Origin of the sequence: Bradyrhizobium sp. CB1015 (assembly GCF_025200925.1) — a bacterium.
GTDB lineage: Bacteria > Pseudomonadota > Alphaproteobacteria > Rhizobiales > Xanthobacteraceae > Bradyrhizobium.
In genome coordinates this window covers 4,103,202-4,119,992 of the sequence record NZ_CP104174.1, presented here as the reverse complement: position 1 = coordinate 4,119,992, position 16,791 = coordinate 4,103,202, and the positions used below count along the sequence as shown (strand labels likewise).

Below are 16,791 nucleotides of genomic sequence, written 5' to 3'. Positions count from 1 at the left end.
CCCTTTCTAGTATTCGAGATTCTTGTCGAAGACGTCGGCCAGCGCCACGCCATGGGCGTAGGCGTCGAGATTGACCAGCGTCTTGTCCGCCAGCCGCTTGGCATCCTCGCCACCCGTCCACGAAACGTGCGGGGTCAGGACGACCTTGGGATGGTCATAGATTGGATCGCCCTCCGGAGGCGGCTCGGGATCGGTGACATCGAGCGTCGCGCCGGCAATTCGGCCTTCATCCAGCGCTTGCAACAGGGCATTCTGATCGACGATCCGGCCGCGCGCGACATTGATGAGGTGCAGCGATGGCTTGGCGCGGGCCAGCACCTCGGCCTTGATCAGACGCGCCGTCTTCGTCGTCGCCGGCAGGGCTAGGACGAGATGATCGGAAACTTCGACCAGTTGCTCGATGCTGTCGACCGGCTGGATGCCCGGAAGGACATAGGGCCAGGCCGAGCGCCGCAAGACTCTGATGTTGACGTCGAAGGGCTTGACGCGCTCGGCGACGGCCCGGCCGATGGCACCGAAGCCCGCGATTCCGATTGTCTTGCCGCTCAGCGAGCCCAGCGGCGTGATCTTCCATTCTGCACGGCTGCGCGGCCGGACGTCGTGGATGCGCTTCTCGAAGCCGAGGATCGCCGCAACGACATACTCCGCGATCGGATCGGCCGAGATGCCGCGGCCGACCGTGACCACGGGGCCATCGAGCAACCAGGCCGGAAAGAAATCGACGCCCGTCGAAGCGGTCTGGATCCAGCGCAGGCCGAACGGCCAGCCGGCCGGCTTCTCCGCGGGCGACTTGTGCCAGCCCGCCAGCGGCCGCGTCAGCAACACGTCGGCCTCGGAGGCGATCTCCCATGGCGCGCGATCGGCAGGATGATCGATGATCAGCGGACGCGACCAGTGATCGGCCAGGACGGCACGAACCTCCGCGCCGAGCTGATTGACGATGATCGGCGATCGCACGCTGGTGGAGGTGCGCCTGCTTTCAATTCGCGGAGTGTTCATGTCCTGCAGCTTTGCGATGGCAATAAAGAGGACATGCTAGGCGCTCGGACCAAGATAGTCTTTTCAAAGATCGCCGCTGTCCTGCAACAACAGGACGACGCATCCCGGCACGACAAACGAGTTTGTCTCTCCGGACTCACTTGGTGCGGATCACGTCGGCCGACGTCACTTTCGCCTGCGCTGCGGCCTCGCCGGCGCGGCGGAAGACGGTTTCCATCAGCCATTGCTCGTTAGGAAAGCGATCCGACCATTCGTCCCAACCGGAATGCTTGCGGTATTGACCGAGGCGACCGGAGGCCACCACTTCGGTCTCGTCCACGGTGACACGGCGGTCGCAATCGGGTGCGACGTAGATGGCGTCCGCCTGGCAATAGAGCTCGCACATGAAGCAGGTCTGGCAATCCTCGACACGCGCGAGAATCGGCAAGCCACCTTGCCCGGCGTCGAGCACATTGGCTGGACAAACCTCGATGCATGTCCCGCAATCCGTGCAGCGGTCCGCGACGATGAGCTCGATCATGATGCCGCCTCGAGTTGACCGGTCTTGGCGTCCGCAGGAGCACCATCGACGGCGACCCAGACCTGGTCCAGGCCGCCACTCAGCAGACGGACCGCAAGCCCGGAATCCCGTGAAGGGAAATCCTCGCGGCGGTGAAGGCCCCTGCTCTCCTTGCGCGCTGCCGCCGTGGCGACGGACCAGCGCGCTGTTGCCAATAGAGCCGCCGTCTCGCGCGAGGCGATTGTGCCTGTGTCTGCGTGGTCGGCCAACTCGGTCCACAAGCCTTCGAGTACGCGTGCAGATGCTGCAAGTCCTTGTCCGGTGCGGAATAGATTCTTGTCGAACGGGTGCATCTGGCTACGCACGCCGTCGCGAAGCGCAGCGAGATCGACGGTCTTGGCGCCCTCGCGGGGTTCGCGCCCGACGCGACCAAGCGGCCGCAGCACGCCCACGCGCCTCTTCGCACCGCGCGCCAGGCGCGCCGCTGCACGCCCGGCGAACACGCCGGACGACAGCGCCCAGGCCGAGTTGACGTTACCGCCGCCGGAGATCGCGCCCGCAACCTTCTCGCGCGAGGCATTGTCGCCGGCCACGAACAGTCCCGGGACCGATGTCGTGCCGTCCACATCGTGCACGCGTACCCCGCCGATGCCGCGAATGGTGCCGTCATTGTGCAATGTCACCTCGAAGCGGTCGCGATAGGGATCGATACCCCAGCGGTCGAACACCAATGGTACGTTCGGCGAGATCGTGTGCAGCCGCGCCTTGATGTCGTCGGGAAGCCGGTGCAGCGAGCAATAGACCGGACCGCGCTGAAGCGCGCGGGCCAGACGCAGGGTCTGGTCGGGGCCGAACGGAAGATCGAGCTCGCGCCCGTCGGCATCGTAATAGGTCGCGAACGAATACGCCATGCTTCGCGTCATCGTCGAATGCGCGGGCGCAATGGTGTAGGCCGCGGTGAACTCCATGCCGGACATCTCCGCGCCGGCTTCGGCCGCCATGAGATAGCCATCCCCCGTATTGGTCCGCGAACCGAGAAGATGGGATAGGAAGCTGGTCCCGCCGGCTGCGAGCACCACCGCTCCCGCCTCGACCCGGTAAGCCCTCCCGCCATCCTGCCGGCGCTGGCCGCGGGCACCGCCGATCGAGCCGTCGGATCGCGCCAGAAGCTCGAGCACGGGCGAATGATCGAGGATGGTGACGCCGTGGCTCAGTACCTGCTGGCGCAGGGCGCGCATATATTCGGGCCCACGCACGGCGCGATAATTCACCCGGCCCGCGTCATCCGCCCCGAACTTGTAATAGCCCACCAGCGTCGGCAGCGTACGCCAGGTCTGGTCGAGGATGCGATACATCCAGTCCGCTTCGCCAAGCCCAAGGCCGCTCGTAACACGATTGGCAACGGCTGCATCGCGCGCCGCTGGATGATCCGGCGGGACCCACCAATGGGCCGGCCCTGCCGCGGCCGTCACGCCACTGGTGCCGCAATAGCCCTTGTCGATCAGGACCACCTTCGCCCCCGCTTCTGCGGCAGAGGTGGCAGCCCAGGCACCCGCCATCCCGCCGCCGACGATCAACACGTCGGTCGCTATCGACAGCTCTTCGAGCGCGGACGACACCATGATCTCGGCCTCTGACAAAACGGCGGCTCGGCCGGCAACACGAGGATGCCGGGCCATGCAGATAGCTCCATGTTTGGGCCGGACCATAGCCGCGTCAATGAAAGGCAAAACTCTTTTGGCGGCTTGCCGCGAACGACACGCGTCGCCCTCGGCCTCGTCGGGAAGATGTCTGTTTCAGCGTAGAACAGAATTCTCCGGCGAGAGCGGCGAATGAAACGTAACGTTCTTCTATTGTCAGCTCCTGTCGGACGACCGAGCGCGGACCGAAGCTCCTCAAGGCACAGAACAGACTTCCTTCATCAAGCGCGATGGGAGAACGGACTTCCCATCAAACGCGGAGAGCAAGTGCGATTCTTTCGAAAATGGCGCAGCGACATCAGTTCACTGGACCGGCTGATTGATTTCCTGAAGTGTGCGGCAACGGCTCACGGTGAGCCGTCGGACGAATGGGAATTCAAGAGACGTCAACATGAATAGATCGTGGCTTTTGCGGGCGGCGCTCGCGCTAATCATCACGCTGGGTGGCGCGAATGGCGTGCGCGCTGAAACAGGCCAGCTTCGCATCGCCCAGCAATTCGGCATCGCCTATCTTCCGCTCATCGTCGCATCCGAGAAGGGGCTGATCGAGGAAGAAGCCAAGGCACTTGGCATTGCGCCGCCGAAGATCGAGTGGCTCCGGCTGTCCGGCGCGGCGGCCATGAACGAGGCGCTGATTTCAGGCGGCCTCGATTTCGCGACGGCCGGCATCACGCCGATGATCCTGACCTGGGACAAGACACGGACCACGGCCAAGATCATCGGCATCGCGGCGCTCGGCTCGATGGCCAACATCCTGACCACCAACAATCCCAATATCAAGACGCTGGCGGATTTCACCGAGAAGGATCGGATCGCACTCCCCTCGGTCAAGGTCGGCTTCCAGCCGATCGTGCTCCAGATGGCGGCGGACAAGGCGTTCGGCAAATACGACAAGCTGGACGAGCTCACCGTCAGCATGCCCCACCCGGACGCGACGGCCCAGATCCTGTCGGGCCATTCCGAGATCACGGCCCACTTCACCTCGCCGCCGTTCTCGCAGCAGCAACTGGCGAGCGGCAAGGTGCATCAGGTCCTCAACAGCTACGACGTGCTCGGCGGCCCCCACACCTTCAACGTGGTGTATTCCACCACGAAGTTCGTCAACGACAACCCGAAGACGATCCAGGCTTTCGTCCGCGGTCTTGACCGCGCCAACGCATGGATCAAGGCCAATCCCAAGGAAGCGGCCGCGCTTTACATCAAGGCGGAAGGCTCGAAGCTTGCGCCTGATTTCGTCGAGAGCATCATCCGCGACAAGGACGTGAACTTCACCACCGTGCCGGAAGGAGCCCAGAAGTTCGCCGATTTCGAAGCCAAGGTCGGCCTGATCAAGCAGGCGCCGGCCTCGTGGCGGGACCTGTTCTGGTCCGGGCTCGGAGAGAAGCCGGGAAGCTGACATGAACGTCGCGCCGCGACTGACTGGCTTCGTCGGGGATACGGGTTCGCCGACGCTGCTCGAGCTCGATCACGTCAGCATCAGCTATCCGACACCGGACGGCATCCTGACCGCAGTCGAAGACGTCAGCTTCAGGATCGCGGCCGGCGAACGGCTGGTGCTGCTCGGCCCGTCAGGCTGCGGCAAGTCCACGCTACTGCGCGCCGTCGGCGGATTTCTCAAGCCAAGCGCAGGCGAGCTTCGCATGAACGGCCGGCGGATCGGAGCTCCGGGGCCCGACCGCATGACCGTGTTTCAGGAGTTCGACCAGTTGCTGCCCTGGCGCACAGTGCTCGGCAATGTGCGCTATGCCCTGGAGCGGGGAAAATCGCTGCCGCGGCGGGACGCCGAGGGCCTTGCGCGGCGCTGGCTCGAGCGCGTCGGGCTGAAGAACTTCGTCGACGCCTTCCCCCACACCTTGTCTGGCGGCATGAAGCAGCGCGTCGCAATCGCGCGGGCCTTCGCGCTGGAGCCGGCACTGCTGCTGATGGACGAACCCTTTGCCGCGCTGGACGCGCTGACGCGGCGGCAGATGCAGGACGAACTGCTCAAGCTGTGCGAGGAGACCGGCAACACCGCCCTGTTCGTGACCCACGGCATCGATGAGGCGATCCGCGTCGGAACCCGCATCCTGGCGTTGACGCCGCACCCGGGACGGCTGGCCGCCACCTTCGATGTCCCGCCGGAAGTTCGCGCGCGCGGCAGCTCGGGTTTTGGCGAGCTGGAGCGGCGGATCCAGGAGACCGTGTTCTCCGCAGCGGGAATCGACCATGTCTGACATCGCGGCCCCCAAACTCGTTCATGCACCGGCGCTAAGGCGTGCGCTTGCGGGAACGCCCTGGCGGCGCTTCATCATCCTCGCCGGCTTTGCTCTTACCTGGGAGCTCTACGCGCGCTGGCTCGACAACGCGCTTCTACTGCCGACCCTGGGCGCGACGCTGTCGGCGCTGTGGTCGGCCATCCTGTCGGGCGAGCTGCCGAACCGTGCAGCGACCTCGCTGCGGGTCCTCATCACCGGCTATGCGCTGGGCGTTGCCATCGCGGCAGTGCTGACGACCCTCGCCGCGCTGTCGCGCTGGGGCAATGAGGCTCTTGGCCTGTTGACGTCGATGTTCAATCCGCTCCCTGCCATCGCGCTGCTTCCCATTGCGCTGCTGTGGTTCGGTGTGGGAACGCCGAGCCTCATCTTCGTCATCGTGCACTCCGTTCTATGGCCGGTGGCGCTTGCGTGTTACGGCGGCTTCCTCGCGGTGCCGCCGACCCTGCGAATGGCCGGCCGCAACTTAGGCCTCTCGGGTGGCCGGTTCGTCGCGGAAATCCTGGTGCCCGCGGCCTTCCCGCAGATCCTGTCGGGCCTGCGGATCGGCTGGGCGTTCGCCTGGCGCACGCTGATCGCGGCGGAACTCGTCTTCGGCGTCAGCGCGCGGTCCGGCGGGATCGGCTGGTTCATCTACACCAGCCGCGCACAGCTGGAGACGGCGAGTGTCTTCGCGGGATTGCTCACCGTGATCCTGATCGGCCTCCTTGTGGAGGGCGTGATCTTCCGGAGCCTGACGCGGATCACGGTCCAGCGCTGGGGACAGGTGCAAACCTAAGGAGAATGCCGACGATCCCGATTGGTCCTAATGGTGAATATACGGGAATGCGTAGCGATCGGCGAGATAGCGGAGTATCCGCTCCGAGGAATCGATGAAGCGCCGGCCGTTGGCAACGCCTGCGTCTTCGGGCACTGGCCGACTCTCATCGAAGACCAGAACCGGAAGCGATTGATGCTGCTCGCCCAGGATTTCGACGAGGGCCGTTCGCGGGCGCGCGAACGGCAGGCGGTGCACCTCGATCTGTGGGGCCAGCCCGGGAAACGACGCCAGCAATCCCTCGATTGCGTTGCAGTGCGGGCAGACGAAGAAGCGGCCGGGCTGCTCGGGATCTTCAAATCCCGGCTTCAACAGAAAGAGACGATCTCCGCTCATGGCCGGCCTCCAGAGACGACATGAATCTCAATGGCCGAACAACCGATAGCTCCGATCGGCCGTCCGCAGGTGGCGACTCTCCTCGACCCAGCCCACCGCTCGCCGATAACTGCCCAGCAGGGTCGCCTCCTTCAACGCCGTCACGTCGACCGCTTGCGGCGCGTCGGCGAACGGCGAGACGAACAGCGCATCCTCGGGACAATAGAGCTCGCACAGGAAGCAGGTCTGGCAGTCGCTCTGGCGCGCGATCCTGGGAATGCCGTCGGTCTTGTCGAAGACATTGGTCGGGCACACGCTCACGCAAATGTCGCAGGCCGTGCACCGTTCGGCATCGATGACCTCGATCATTCCGCGGCCTCCGCATATTGCTTTGACGCCAACGGGCGCGCCGATGTCCAGACCTCGTCAAGCCCGCCGCTCGTCACGAAATGGAGGTAACGGTCGTCCTGTTCGGGGTAGTCGTCGCGGCGGTGCATTCCCCGGCTTTCCTGACGCGCCAGCGCGCTGCGATACATCCAACGCGCGGTCGCGAGCATGGCGGCCGCTTCGCGTGCACGTAGCAGCTCCTGCTCGTCCGGCGCATCGGCAGCCGAGGCATCAGACCACAATGCATCCAGCCGACGGAGCGTCCCACCCAGTCGCCCGGCCTCGCGGAAGTAATTCAGCTCGTACGGGAACACCTCGTCCTGAACGCTCCGCGCGAGCGCGCCGCTCTGCAATGGCCGCCCGTTGCCGGTGCGCAGACCAACAGTGCCGCGCCGGAAGGCCTGACGCCCGATGGTTACGCCCAATTGACGAGCAAACTCGGCGGCGCCTTGGCCGGCCCAATAACCTGATGACATCGCCCAAGCCGCGTTATGGCTGCCGCCGCCGGTGAAGCCGCCGCAGATCAGTTCGCGGGTCGCAGCATCGCCTGCCGCGTAGAGACCTGGCACGGTCGTCGCGCAACTGTCGTCGATGATGCGCAGGCCACCCGTGCCGCGAACGGTCCCTTCGAGGCGCAGCGTGATCGGAAAACGTTGCGTGAAGGGATCGATACCCGTGCGGTCAAACGGGAGAAAGAAGTTCGGCTGAGATGCGCGCATGTGCCGCTGCGTCTCGGCATCGGCCTGGTCAAGCTGCGCGTATACAGGGCCTTGACGGAGCGCCCGCGCAATCACGGAGCGTCCGCCTTTAGAGGATGCGCCGGGGATGACGCTGCCCTGCTCATCTGTGAAACTCGCCCAGCTGTAGAACAGGGTCTTGGTCACCGATCCGAATGCTGGCGAGATCGCGTAAGCGTTGGAGAACTCCATGCTGGTGAATTCCGCGCCCACTTCCGCGGCGAGGAGATAGCCGTCGCCGGTCAGCACGTTGGAGCCGAGCGTCTTGCTGAGGAATGCGCATCCGCCGGTGGCGATCACCACGGCCTTGGCGTCCACTACCCAGCGATCCCCCTTCTGCCGGCGCAAGCCTGCAGCTCCCGCCACCACGCCGTTGCCATCGACCAGCAGCTCGAGCGCGGGTGAATGATCGAGGATGGTCACGCCGGCCTGCTTGGTCCGCTTGCGCATCAGCCGCATGTATTCCGGGCCCTGGAGCGAATTGCGCTGCGGCTTGCCCTCGTCATCGACGGGATAAGGATAGCCCCACTCGGCGAGCTGGTTGCTCTGGACGTAGGTCCGGTCCAGCACGCGCGCCATCCAGCGGCGGTCCTGGAGGTGCCCACCGAGCTTCTCACGGCTGGCCATCGCGGCCTCGCGGCGCTCCGGAGCGGGGTCGACATACCAGACGCCGGTTCCGGCGGCCGCAGTCGCGCCTGACGTGCCGCAGAACCCCTTGTCCGCCAGCACGACACGCGCACCATGCTCGGCGGCGCTGATCGCGGCCCATGTGCCCGCCGGACCGCCACCGAGCACCAGCACATCGGCGTCGAAGACGACGGATCCTGCCGAACTCGACAGCTTCTCGGCACGACGAGGTGGGTTCAACATCACTAATCTCCGGCCCCATGTCTGAGCGGCCCTTCGGCCATCACGCGCAATCTGCTGCGGGGCGCCTCATGCCGCCTTGCGCGCGCCGGCATCGGCTTGCGCCAACGCCTGCCCAAGATCTGCCAGGATGTCATCGGGATGCTCGATGCCGACCGACAGGCGGACGTAGCCTGGCGTGACGCCGGCGGCGAGTTGCTCGGCTGCGGTCAGTTGCTGGTGCGTCGTCGACGCCGGGTGAATGGCGAGCGAGCGGGCGTCGCCGATATTGGCGACGTGATAAAACAGCTTGAGTGCGTCGATGAAGCGACGGCCGGCTTCGACGCCGCCCTTCAGCTCGAAGCCGACGAGGGCTCCGTAGCCGCCCTTCAGATAGGCATCTGCCCGGCGCCGGTTCTCTCCGGTCTGCAGGCCGGGAAAGATCACGTTCGACACCGAAGGATGTTTCGCGAGGAAGTTCGCGACTTTCACCGCGTTCTCGTTGTGCTGGCGGATGCGCAGCGGCAAGGTCTCGAGACCCTGGATGAACTGGAAAGCATTTTGTGGTGCAATGGATGCACCAAGGTCGCGCAGCAGCTTGACGCGAGCCCGCAGGATGTAGGCGATCGGGCCAAGCGGCTTCGCCGCCTCGGTCCAGATCGCGCCGTGATAGGCTTCATCCGGCTTGTTCAGCAGGGGGAAGCGCTCCGCATGCGCAGCCCAGTCGAAATTGCCGCCGTCCACGATGGCGCCGCCGATCGCGGTGCCGTGGCCGCCGATATATTTGGTGGTGGAATAGACGACCACCGCTGCGCCGTGCTCGAACGGACGCGCGATCAACGGTGAGGCCGTGTTGTCGAGAATGAGCGGCACGCCCAGCGAGCGGCCGATATCCGCGACCTCCTTGATCGGGAACACGTTGAGCTTGGGGTTCGGGAGCGTCTCGCCGAAATAGGCCCGCGTCTTTGCGTCGGTCGCGCGGCGGAAGTTTTCGGGATCGGCGGGATCGACGAACCGCACCTCGATGCCGAACTGCTTCAGGGTCTGCGAGAGCAGCGTCCAGGTTCCGCCGTAGAGATCGGTCGAGGACACGATGTTGTCGCCGGCTTGCGCGATGTTGAAGATTGCGAAGGCGGAGGCGGTTTGGCCCGAGGCGACTGCAAGCGCGGCCGCCCCACCTTCCAGAGCGGCAAGCCGCGTCTCGAACGCCTCCTGCGTCGGATTGCCGATGCGGGTATAGATCGGGCCCAGTTGCTCCAGCGCGAACAGGCGCGAGGCGTGATCGGCGTTCTCGAACTGGAATGACGTGGTCTGGTAGATCGGAACCGCCACTGCGCCGGTGGCGGGATCGGTGCGGTACGATCCACCGTGCAACGCCAGCGTCTCGAAATTCCGAGTTTCCAAGGCCATCTGCTTTTCCCTTTCGATCGCGAGAGCGCGCGTGATGCGCGGCAAGCCGTGCTTGTCGATGAAAATGATGCGGCCGGATTCCACCTCTGTCGAGCATGTCAGAAAAATAGCGATGCGCGTACTGCATCATCGCCACCTCGCAACGCGTTTGTTTCCGCGCCTTTGTCGAATTGGAAACAAACTCGCTCGGGCAAAATGCTCATAACGGTCGCGCGCAGCGGATCTGCCGCGCAATAGACAATCGTGCGCGGTCATGACGAGATCGCGCGAGCTGCGCTTCAACACCTTCAACGCGACCCCGCCGAGCCGCAATCGCGCTGGAGAAACTCCGTCTCAGATCGAAGCCGAGTGGAGAATGTTCGTGCCGCGCGGAGCGATACCTTGAAATTGCAAGGCGGCGTCGATTGCAGGCACATTGCAGGCTTACTGCCTTGCCCATATGAGCTGCTCAAAGCGGCTGAGCCCTAAGGATAGCCCTTCATGTCTCGCCCCATGTCCCACCTGCGAGCCCTTGCCGCGACCGCGCTCGGCCTCTTCGCGATTGCGTCCGTTCAGCCCGCATCGTCCGAGGAAATCCGCATCGGCTACCAGAAATCCTCGACGCTGACGGCGATCCTGAAGACGAACGGCGAGCTGGAGAAGGCGCTCGCGCCACTCGGCGTCACCATCTCCTGGCACGAGTTCACCAGCGGCCTGCCGCTGCTGGAAGCCATCAACATCGGCAGCATCGATTTCGGCGCTGATGTCGCCGACACCGTGCCGATCTTCGCGCAGGCTGCCGGCGCCAAGCTCGCTTATGTCGCCGAGGAAGCCGCTTCGCCCGCGGCGCAGGCGATCGTCGTTCCGCAGTCTACGACCATCAAGACCGTTGCAGAGCTCAAGGGCAAGAAGATCGCGGTGACCAAGGGCGCCGGCAGCCACTATCTGCTGCTTGCGGCGCTGGCGAAATCGGGGCTCAGCTTCAAGGACATCACGCCTGCCTATCTCACGCCGGCCGACGGCCGTGCGGCATTTCTCAGCAACAATGTCGATGCCTGGGTCGCCTGGGATCCGTTCCTGACCAGCGCCCTGCATCAGACCAAGGGCCGCATCCTGTCCGATGGCAGCAACGGTCTTGCGAGCTACAAGCGCTATTATCTCGCGTCGGCCGCCTATGCGGACAAGCATGCCGAGGTGCTGAATGTGATCTTCACCAAGCTTGCCGCAACCGGCAAATGGGTGAAGGCGCAGCCAAAGGACGCCGCTACATTGCTCGCCGGGCTTTGGGGTATCGACGCGGCAATCGTCGAAGAAGCGAATAGCCACCGGTCCTATCAGGTGGGCGCAGTCACCGGACCCGGCTTGTCGGAGCAGCAGCGCATTGCCGATGCATTCCACGCCGAGGGTTTGATCCCGGTGAAGCTCGACACCACGACCATCAAGATCTGGTCGCCGAAAGGGTCTTGAACTCGGCAATTCGCGGCTTCCGCTGCCGACCTTGGGAATTTTTATGTCGCCACGCCAACTACACCTGAACGTCAACCTGCTCCACTCCGGCGTCTATCCATCGGCCTGGCGCCTGCCCGACAGTGATCCGCGCGCATTCTTCGACCTCGGGCACTACGTCCGGGTGGCGCAGATTGCCGAGCGCGGCAAGCTCGACGCGATCTTTCTCGCGGATTCTCCGGCCGTGAACGATCGTATCGACTATCGGTCGTTCACGTCGCTGGAACCGACCATCATTCTGGCGACCGTCGCCGCCGCGACAACGCATATCGGCCTGATCGGGACCGTGTCGACGAGCTATAACGAGCCCTACAACATTGCGCGCCGCTTCGTGTCGCTCGATCACGCGAGTGGCGGCCGCTCCGGATGGAACGCGGTCACGACCGCAGATGCCGCGTCAAGTCGCAATTTCGGCCTCTCGGGCGCGCTGGAACACAAGGCCCGCTACGAGCGCGCCAAGGAGTTCACGGAGGTCGTCCATGCCCTGTTCGACAGTTGGGAGGACGACGCCTTTGTCGGCGACAAGGCGAGCGCCAGGTTCGTCGATACGTCGAAAGTACACCCAATCGCCCATCGCGGCCCGCATTATTCAGTCGCCGGCCCCCTGAACGTGCCGCGCTCGCCGCAGGGACGACCGGTGACGGTGCAGGCGGGCGGCTCCAGCGACGGCCGCGACTTCGCCGCCGCCTATGCGGAGGCCGTGTTCACACTGGCGCAGTCGATCGAGGAAGGCGTCGCCTATGCGCGCGATCTGCGCACGCGTGCCGCGGCTTACGGACGCTCCGGTGATTCCATTGTGATTCTGCCGGGACTTGCGACCGTCATCGGCAGCACGGAAGCCGAAGCAAAGCGGCGGCAGGATGAGCTTTGGGAACTGGTCCCGATCGAATACAGCCTGGCGCGTCTCGCCGGCACGCTTCAGATCGACCCTGCTCTGCTCGAACTCGACAAGCCGCTTCCCGATCCCTTGCCGCTTCCGGCGAATGCCAATCACACCATGTTCCAGGGCACCGTGAACCTTGCCCGCCGCGGCAATCTCACGGTCCGCCAGTTGATCCGCGCCCTCGGCGGCGGCGTTGGCCATCGCATCATAGTGGGCACGCCGGAGCAGGTCGCGGACGATATCGAGGCCTGGTTCAAGGCCGGCGCCGCGGACGGTTTCAACCTGATGCCGGATGTTCTGCCCACAGGCCTGGAGACCTTCGTCGATACCGTCGTGCCGATCCTGCAGAAGCGCGGATTGTTCCGCACCGAGTACACAGGCACAACATTGCGCGACCATTTCGGTCTGCCGCGGCCGACAAGCCGCTACGCAAAGCAACCGCCGGCAGTCGCCTCGGCCTGATCGTCGCGACCGCCTATCCTATGGGATGGGCCAGCTTCGCGGCAGGCCTGGCTGGTTGTCTGGCCCGGACACGAGGGATGATCTCCTCGGCGAAGCGCCGCATCTCTGCCTCGAACGGCTGGAATTGCAGCATGAAGACTTCGATACCGGCGGCATGGAATGCCTCGATGCGCGCCGCGATCTCATCGTAACTGCCGACCAGCCCCGCGGCCGTGCCGCCGTTGCTGCCGACCCGCGGCGTCTTCTGCATCGTCTGCATCATCACGACTTTCGGGTCGGTATTCTGCTTCTGGATCGCCTTCATCGGCGCATCCTTGGCCGCAAGGCTGAGCAGCCGCTCATAGGCGACCTGCGCCTGCTCACGGGTCTCGCGTGCCACGACAAAGGCGGACAGACCGAAGCGCAATGGCGGCGCTGAACCGCGCGGCCGCGCCGCGACATCGGCGATCAGGCCGGCGACATCATCGAGCGGCTGTCCGTTGATGAACCAGACGTCGCCATGGCCGGCGACCAGATCGCGCGCCGGCTCGGATTCCCCGCCGACATAGATGGCCGGGCGCTTGCGGTACAGGCTGGTCGGCCGCAGCGCATAGTCCGTGACGTTGAAGTGATCGCCGCTGAAATTGAGGCGCTCGCCCTCCATCAGGCGGGACACGACGGAGATCCATTCCTTGCCGTAAGCATAGCGGGCATCGTGCTCGGGAAAGCCGATCCCCGCCTTCTCCAGCTCCGGACGATTCCAGGCATTGACCAGATTGATCGCAAACCGGCCGCGGCTGATGTTCTCGATCCCCAGCGCGAGCTTGGCCAGCACGACCGGGTGATAGAGATACGGCTTGATCGCGGCGATGATCTCGATGCGCTTGGTGAGCGCCGCAATCGCTGCAGCAGCGCTCCAAGCTTCGAGCTGGTCGAGATCCTCCTGATGCGGATTGATCGTGTGCTGCGCGATCAGCGTCGAATCGTACCCGAGCTCCTCGGCTGCAAGAATGAGATCACGATTGCGCTCCCACGAGGCATCATAGGGCTCTTCCGGGTCCTGATGCGCGGCACGCGGCCCGTGCACCAGGGCCCAGATGCCGAAGCGAAGAGGTGCAGCCGTCATGATACTCTCCCGTAGCTCTCTCGACTTAGAGCGTTCTCGCCAATGGCTGGCGCAAGTTCAAGCAGACCTGCATCAAAAGATTTTCTTTGTCGTTCAGCCACGCTGCGACAACAGCAGATCACTCCGGATCTGACGACAATTGAAATACCGCTCTATTTCTGCCAGCCCGATTTCGTGGGACATTTTGTGGAGACGGCAGGTGATTGCCGTCTCGCCTTCTGCATCAGATGCAGTGCGTGAAACGAGGTCTTGCGTCTTGAGCAATATGGAACTGAGCGGCATCGACCGCAGCGTGATCGGTGCGGACCGCGCGCCGTCATCGCAAAGCGGCGGCAACGCACTCGCTCCCACCGCCGCGAAAAGCAAACCCGGCACTCGCGGCCTTCAGCTTCTGTCGTGGCTGGCACCGGTGGTGCTGGTCGTCATCTGGGAATGGCTGGCACAGGCAGGATGGCTCTCGCCGCAAGTTCTGCCCGCACCGAGCAAGGTGATCCGCACCGCCTTCAAGCTCGCAACCACGGGCACACTGCTCAACGATCTCGGCGTGAGCCTGCTGCGGGCGGCGGCAGGATTCGTGATCGGATCGGCCATTGGTGGCGGCCTCGGCATTCTCGTCGGCTTCTCCCGCATCGCCGAAGCCCTGATCGACCGCAGCGTGCAGATGATCCGGGCCATCCCGTTCCTCGCAGCGCTGCCCCTGGTCATCGTCTGGCTTGGCGTCGGTGAGACCCAGAAGATCTTCCTTGTGGCCCTCGGCGTCACCTTCCCGATCTACATCAACACGGTCCTCGGTATTCGCCAGGTCGATCCAAAACTGCTCGAGCTCGGCCGCGTCCAGGGCCTGAGCTCGTTTCAGCTGATCCGCCGGATCATCCTTCCGGGCGCTTTGCCGTCGATCCTGACCGGGGTTCGCTATGCGCTGGCGACGGCATGGCTGGCGCTGGTCGTCGCTGAAACCATCGGCGCGCAGTCGGGAATCGGCTTCCTCGCCATGGACGCGCGTGAATTCCTGCGCACCGACGTGATCGTGCTGACCATCGTGATCTATGCGCTCATCGGCGTCGCGGCCGACGGAATTGCACGCTTTCTCGAACGGCGCCTTCTCGCCTGGCATCCGAATTATGGGGCAGCACGATGAACGCTCACGTGGCTCCACTGTCGCCCGCTTCATTCGAAACCGGCCCGGCTGTCGTCGTCAGCAATCTCGTTCGCAGTTACGGCAGCCGCGTGGTCATCGAAAAGCTGAACTTGCGCATCGAACGGGGCGAGTTCGTCGCCCTGCTCGGCGAAAGCGGCTGCGGCAAGACGACATTGCTGCGGGCGCTCGCCGGCTTGGACTCGATCCAGGGCGGGCGCATCGTCGCGCCGCGCCGGCCGGCGGTGGTATTCCAGGAGCACCGGCTTCTGCCCTGGGACAGCCTCTGGCGCAACGTCTCACTTGGTTTGCAGGTGCCGGACGCACGCGAGCGCGCCGCCGAAGCGTTGACCGAGGTGGGCCTCGGCGACCGTCTCGACGATTGGCCGCGCAATTTGTCCGGCGGACAGGCCCAGCGCGTCGCGCTGGCCCGCGCGCTGGTGCAGCAGCCAGAGCTCATGCTCCTCGACGAGCCGTTTGCCGCATTGGACGCGCTCACCCGCATCCGCATGCATGAGCTCGTTCGCGAGCTCGTCGCCAACCATCAGCCGGGCGTTCTGCTCGTCACGCACGACGTCGACGAAGCGATTGCTCTGGCGGATCGCATCCTGGTGATGCGGAACGGCGCCATCGCCTACGAGCACCGCGTCGCACGCAACGGCTCGACACCCATCTCGCGTAGCGAGCTCCTTGCCGAGCTCGGCGTGAATTCGCACTCCACCCATTAATTCAACGGAAGGCCATCATGTCCGACTCTTCCATCTCCAAGCCGTCCCGCCGCAGCTTTCTCAGCACCGCGGCCTTCGGCGTGGGCGCCCTCGCCGGCCTGAACATCGGCGACTTTGCCGAGGCCGCAACTGGCCGCACCACGGATACGGTTCGCCTGACCTGGGGCATGAGCGGTCTCAATCTGATCGCCAAGGAACGCGGCGAGTTCGAGAAGGTGCTGGCCAAGGACGGCATCAAGGTCGAATGGCTCGGGCCCTTCCCGAACCACGCCCCGACATTGCAGGCCGTCACCGGAGGCAGCGCCGATTTCAGCTTCGGCGGCAGCACGACCCCTGCGCTGGCCGCGATCATCGCCAGTTCGCCGCTGGTGTTCACCCAGTTCGTGGTTTACGAGCCCCGCACTACGGCGATCATCGCCAAGGACGGCTCCGGCATCGATAAGGTCGAGGACCTCGTCGGCAAGTCGGTCGCGGTCAACCGCTCCGGCCTCGGCGAATTCCTGCTGGTGGCCGCGCTCGAGAAGCACAAGGTTGACCGTTCCAAGGTCAAGTTCGTCTATCTCAATCCGCCCGATGCGGCACCTGCGCTCGCCTCCGGCAAGGTCGACGCCTGGTCGATGTGGAGCCCCGGCGTCGATATCGCCCGGCTCGAATACAAGGCGCACGACATTTTCCTTGAGGGTCGCGATCTCGACTTCCAAATCGACTACACCTCGTACCTGACCACCCGCAAATTCGCGACCGACAACCCTGCCCTCGTGCGAGCCGTCAACGATGCGTTTCGCGCCGAAGGCAAGTGGATCTCGGAGAACGGGAAGGAGGCGGAGTACATCGCCCAGAAGGCGGGCAAGTACAGCGACGAGGTCCGCGATCAGTTCATCGCGCTGAAACGAAAGTACCGCTACTTCGCGGTTAATGACGAGCGCTTCATCAGCGAGCTGCAAAAGGCCGCCGACTGGCTGGTCGCGCGCAAGGTTCTGCCCGAGCCGGTCAAGGTCACCGACCATCTCGCCCAGCTCTAATTGACAGGT

General features: G+C 64.5%; 16 protein-coding genes. 8 read left to right on the top strand and 8 right to left on the bottom strand.

The features are described 5' to 3' along the window. Positions 1 to 6 precede the first annotated feature (6 nt). From N2604_RS18825 to N2604_RS18815, 3 genes are all read right to left on the bottom strand, one after another. Positions 7 to 999: an NAD(P)-dependent oxidoreductase gene (locus N2604_RS18825; RefSeq protein ID WP_260376094.1), complete on the bottom strand. Its 993-nt coding sequence runs from the start codon at positions 997 to 999 to the stop codon at positions 7 to 9. A 136-nt stretch (positions 1,000 to 1,135) separates the two neighbouring features. Then, positions 1,136 to 1,519, bottom strand: a complete 384-nt coding sequence (locus N2604_RS18820) for a ferredoxin family protein (protein WP_260376093.1) — start codon at positions 1,517 to 1,519, stop codon at positions 1,136 to 1,138. Then, entirely contained in the window at positions 1,516 to 3,177 is a 1,662-nt protein-coding gene (locus N2604_RS18815; RefSeq protein WP_260376092.1) for an FAD-binding protein, read from the bottom strand. Before N2604_RS18815 ends, N2604_RS18820 begins: the two co-directional genes overlap by 4 nt. 412 nt (positions 3,178 to 3,589) lie before the next feature. On the opposite strand from N2604_RS18815, the gene N2604_RS18810 reads away from it, so the two are divergent. The 3 genes from N2604_RS18810 to N2604_RS18800 are packed head-to-tail and all read left to right on the top strand — an operon-like array spanning position 3,590 to position 6,228. After that, complete coding sequence (locus tag N2604_RS18810) at positions 3,590 to 4,594, top strand: ABC transporter substrate-binding protein (RefSeq protein ID WP_260376091.1); 1,005 nt, start codon at positions 3,590 to 3,592, stop codon at positions 4,592 to 4,594. A gap of 1 nt (position 4,595) precedes the next feature. Beyond that, complete coding sequence (locus N2604_RS18805) at positions 4,596 to 5,411, top strand: ABC transporter ATP-binding protein (RefSeq protein WP_260376090.1); 816 nt, start codon at positions 4,596 to 4,598, stop codon at positions 5,409 to 5,411. Further along, positions 5,404 to 6,228, top strand: coding sequence for an ABC transporter permease (locus N2604_RS18800; protein ID WP_260376089.1), 825 nt, complete (start codon positions 5,404 to 5,406; stop codon positions 6,226 to 6,228). Before N2604_RS18805 ends, N2604_RS18800 begins: the two co-directional genes overlap by 8 nt. Positions 6,229 to 6,255: 27 nt before the next feature. Here N2604_RS18800 and N2604_RS18795 read toward each other — a convergent pair whose 3' ends face one another. The 4 genes from N2604_RS18795 to N2604_RS18780 all read right to left on the bottom strand — a co-directional run bounded on the left by N2604_RS18795 (position 6,256) and on the right by N2604_RS18780 (position 9,962). Next, on the bottom strand, positions 6,256 to 6,603 hold the full coding sequence (locus N2604_RS18795; RefSeq protein WP_260376088.1) for a DUF3088 domain-containing protein: 348 nt from the start codon (positions 6,601 to 6,603) through the stop codon (positions 6,256 to 6,258). 27 nt (positions 6,604 to 6,630) lie between these two features. Next, positions 6,631 to 6,951, bottom strand: coding sequence for a ferredoxin family protein (locus N2604_RS18790; protein WP_260376087.1), 321 nt, complete (start codon positions 6,949 to 6,951; stop codon positions 6,631 to 6,633). Further along, positions 6,948 to 8,576: an FAD-binding protein gene (locus N2604_RS18785; RefSeq protein ID WP_260376086.1), complete on the bottom strand. Its 1,629-nt coding sequence runs from the start codon at positions 8,574 to 8,576 to the stop codon at positions 6,948 to 6,950. The genes N2604_RS18790 and N2604_RS18785 overlap by 4 nt, the downstream gene beginning before the upstream one ends. Positions 8,577 to 8,642: 66 nt before the next feature. Continuing rightward, positions 8,643 to 9,962, bottom strand: coding sequence for an O-acetylhomoserine aminocarboxypropyltransferase/cysteine synthase family protein (locus N2604_RS18780; protein WP_260376085.1), 1,320 nt, complete (start codon positions 9,960 to 9,962; stop codon positions 8,643 to 8,645). Between the two features lie 480 nt (positions 9,963 to 10,442). Between N2604_RS18780 and N2604_RS18775 the strand changes: the two genes are divergently transcribed. Together N2604_RS18775 and N2604_RS18770 are read left to right on the top strand one after the other, a co-directional pair. Further along, positions 10,443 to 11,408, top strand: a complete 966-nt coding sequence (locus N2604_RS18775; protein WP_260376084.1) for an aliphatic sulfonate ABC transporter substrate-binding protein — start codon at positions 10,443 to 10,445, stop codon at positions 11,406 to 11,408. A 43-nt stretch (positions 11,409 to 11,451) separates the two neighbouring features. Beyond that, complete coding sequence (locus N2604_RS18770) at positions 11,452 to 12,792, top strand: LLM class flavin-dependent oxidoreductase (protein ID WP_260376083.1); 1,341 nt, start codon at positions 11,452 to 11,454, stop codon at positions 12,790 to 12,792. 13 nt (positions 12,793 to 12,805) lie between these two features. Here the strand turns inward: N2604_RS18770 and N2604_RS18765 are convergent, their stop codons facing one another. Continuing rightward, positions 12,806 to 13,897, bottom strand: coding sequence for an LLM class flavin-dependent oxidoreductase (locus tag N2604_RS18765; protein ID WP_260376082.1), 1,092 nt, complete (start codon positions 13,895 to 13,897; stop codon positions 12,806 to 12,808). A 265-nt stretch (positions 13,898 to 14,162) separates the two neighbouring features. Between N2604_RS18765 and N2604_RS18760 the strand changes: the two genes are divergently transcribed. Genes N2604_RS18760 through N2604_RS18750 form a run of 3 tightly spaced genes read left to right on the top strand, consistent with a single transcriptional unit; the run spans position 14,163 to position 16,782 of the window. Further along, the gene (locus tag N2604_RS18760) at positions 14,163 to 15,035 is read left to right on the top strand and encodes an ABC transporter permease subunit (RefSeq protein ID WP_260376248.1); all 873 of its coding nucleotides are present in this window, start codon (positions 14,163 to 14,165) and stop codon (positions 15,033 to 15,035) included. Beyond that, positions 15,032 to 15,760, top strand: coding sequence for an ABC transporter ATP-binding protein (locus N2604_RS18755; protein WP_145639705.1), 729 nt, complete (start codon positions 15,032 to 15,034; stop codon positions 15,758 to 15,760). Before N2604_RS18760 ends, N2604_RS18755 begins: the two co-directional genes overlap by 4 nt. Before the next feature lie 17 nt (positions 15,761 to 15,777). Next, on the top strand, positions 15,778 to 16,782 hold the full coding sequence (locus N2604_RS18750; protein ID WP_260376081.1) for an NrtA/SsuA/CpmA family ABC transporter substrate-binding protein: 1,005 nt from the start codon (positions 15,778 to 15,780) through the stop codon (positions 16,780 to 16,782). Positions 16,783 to 16,791: the final 9 nt, after the last annotated feature.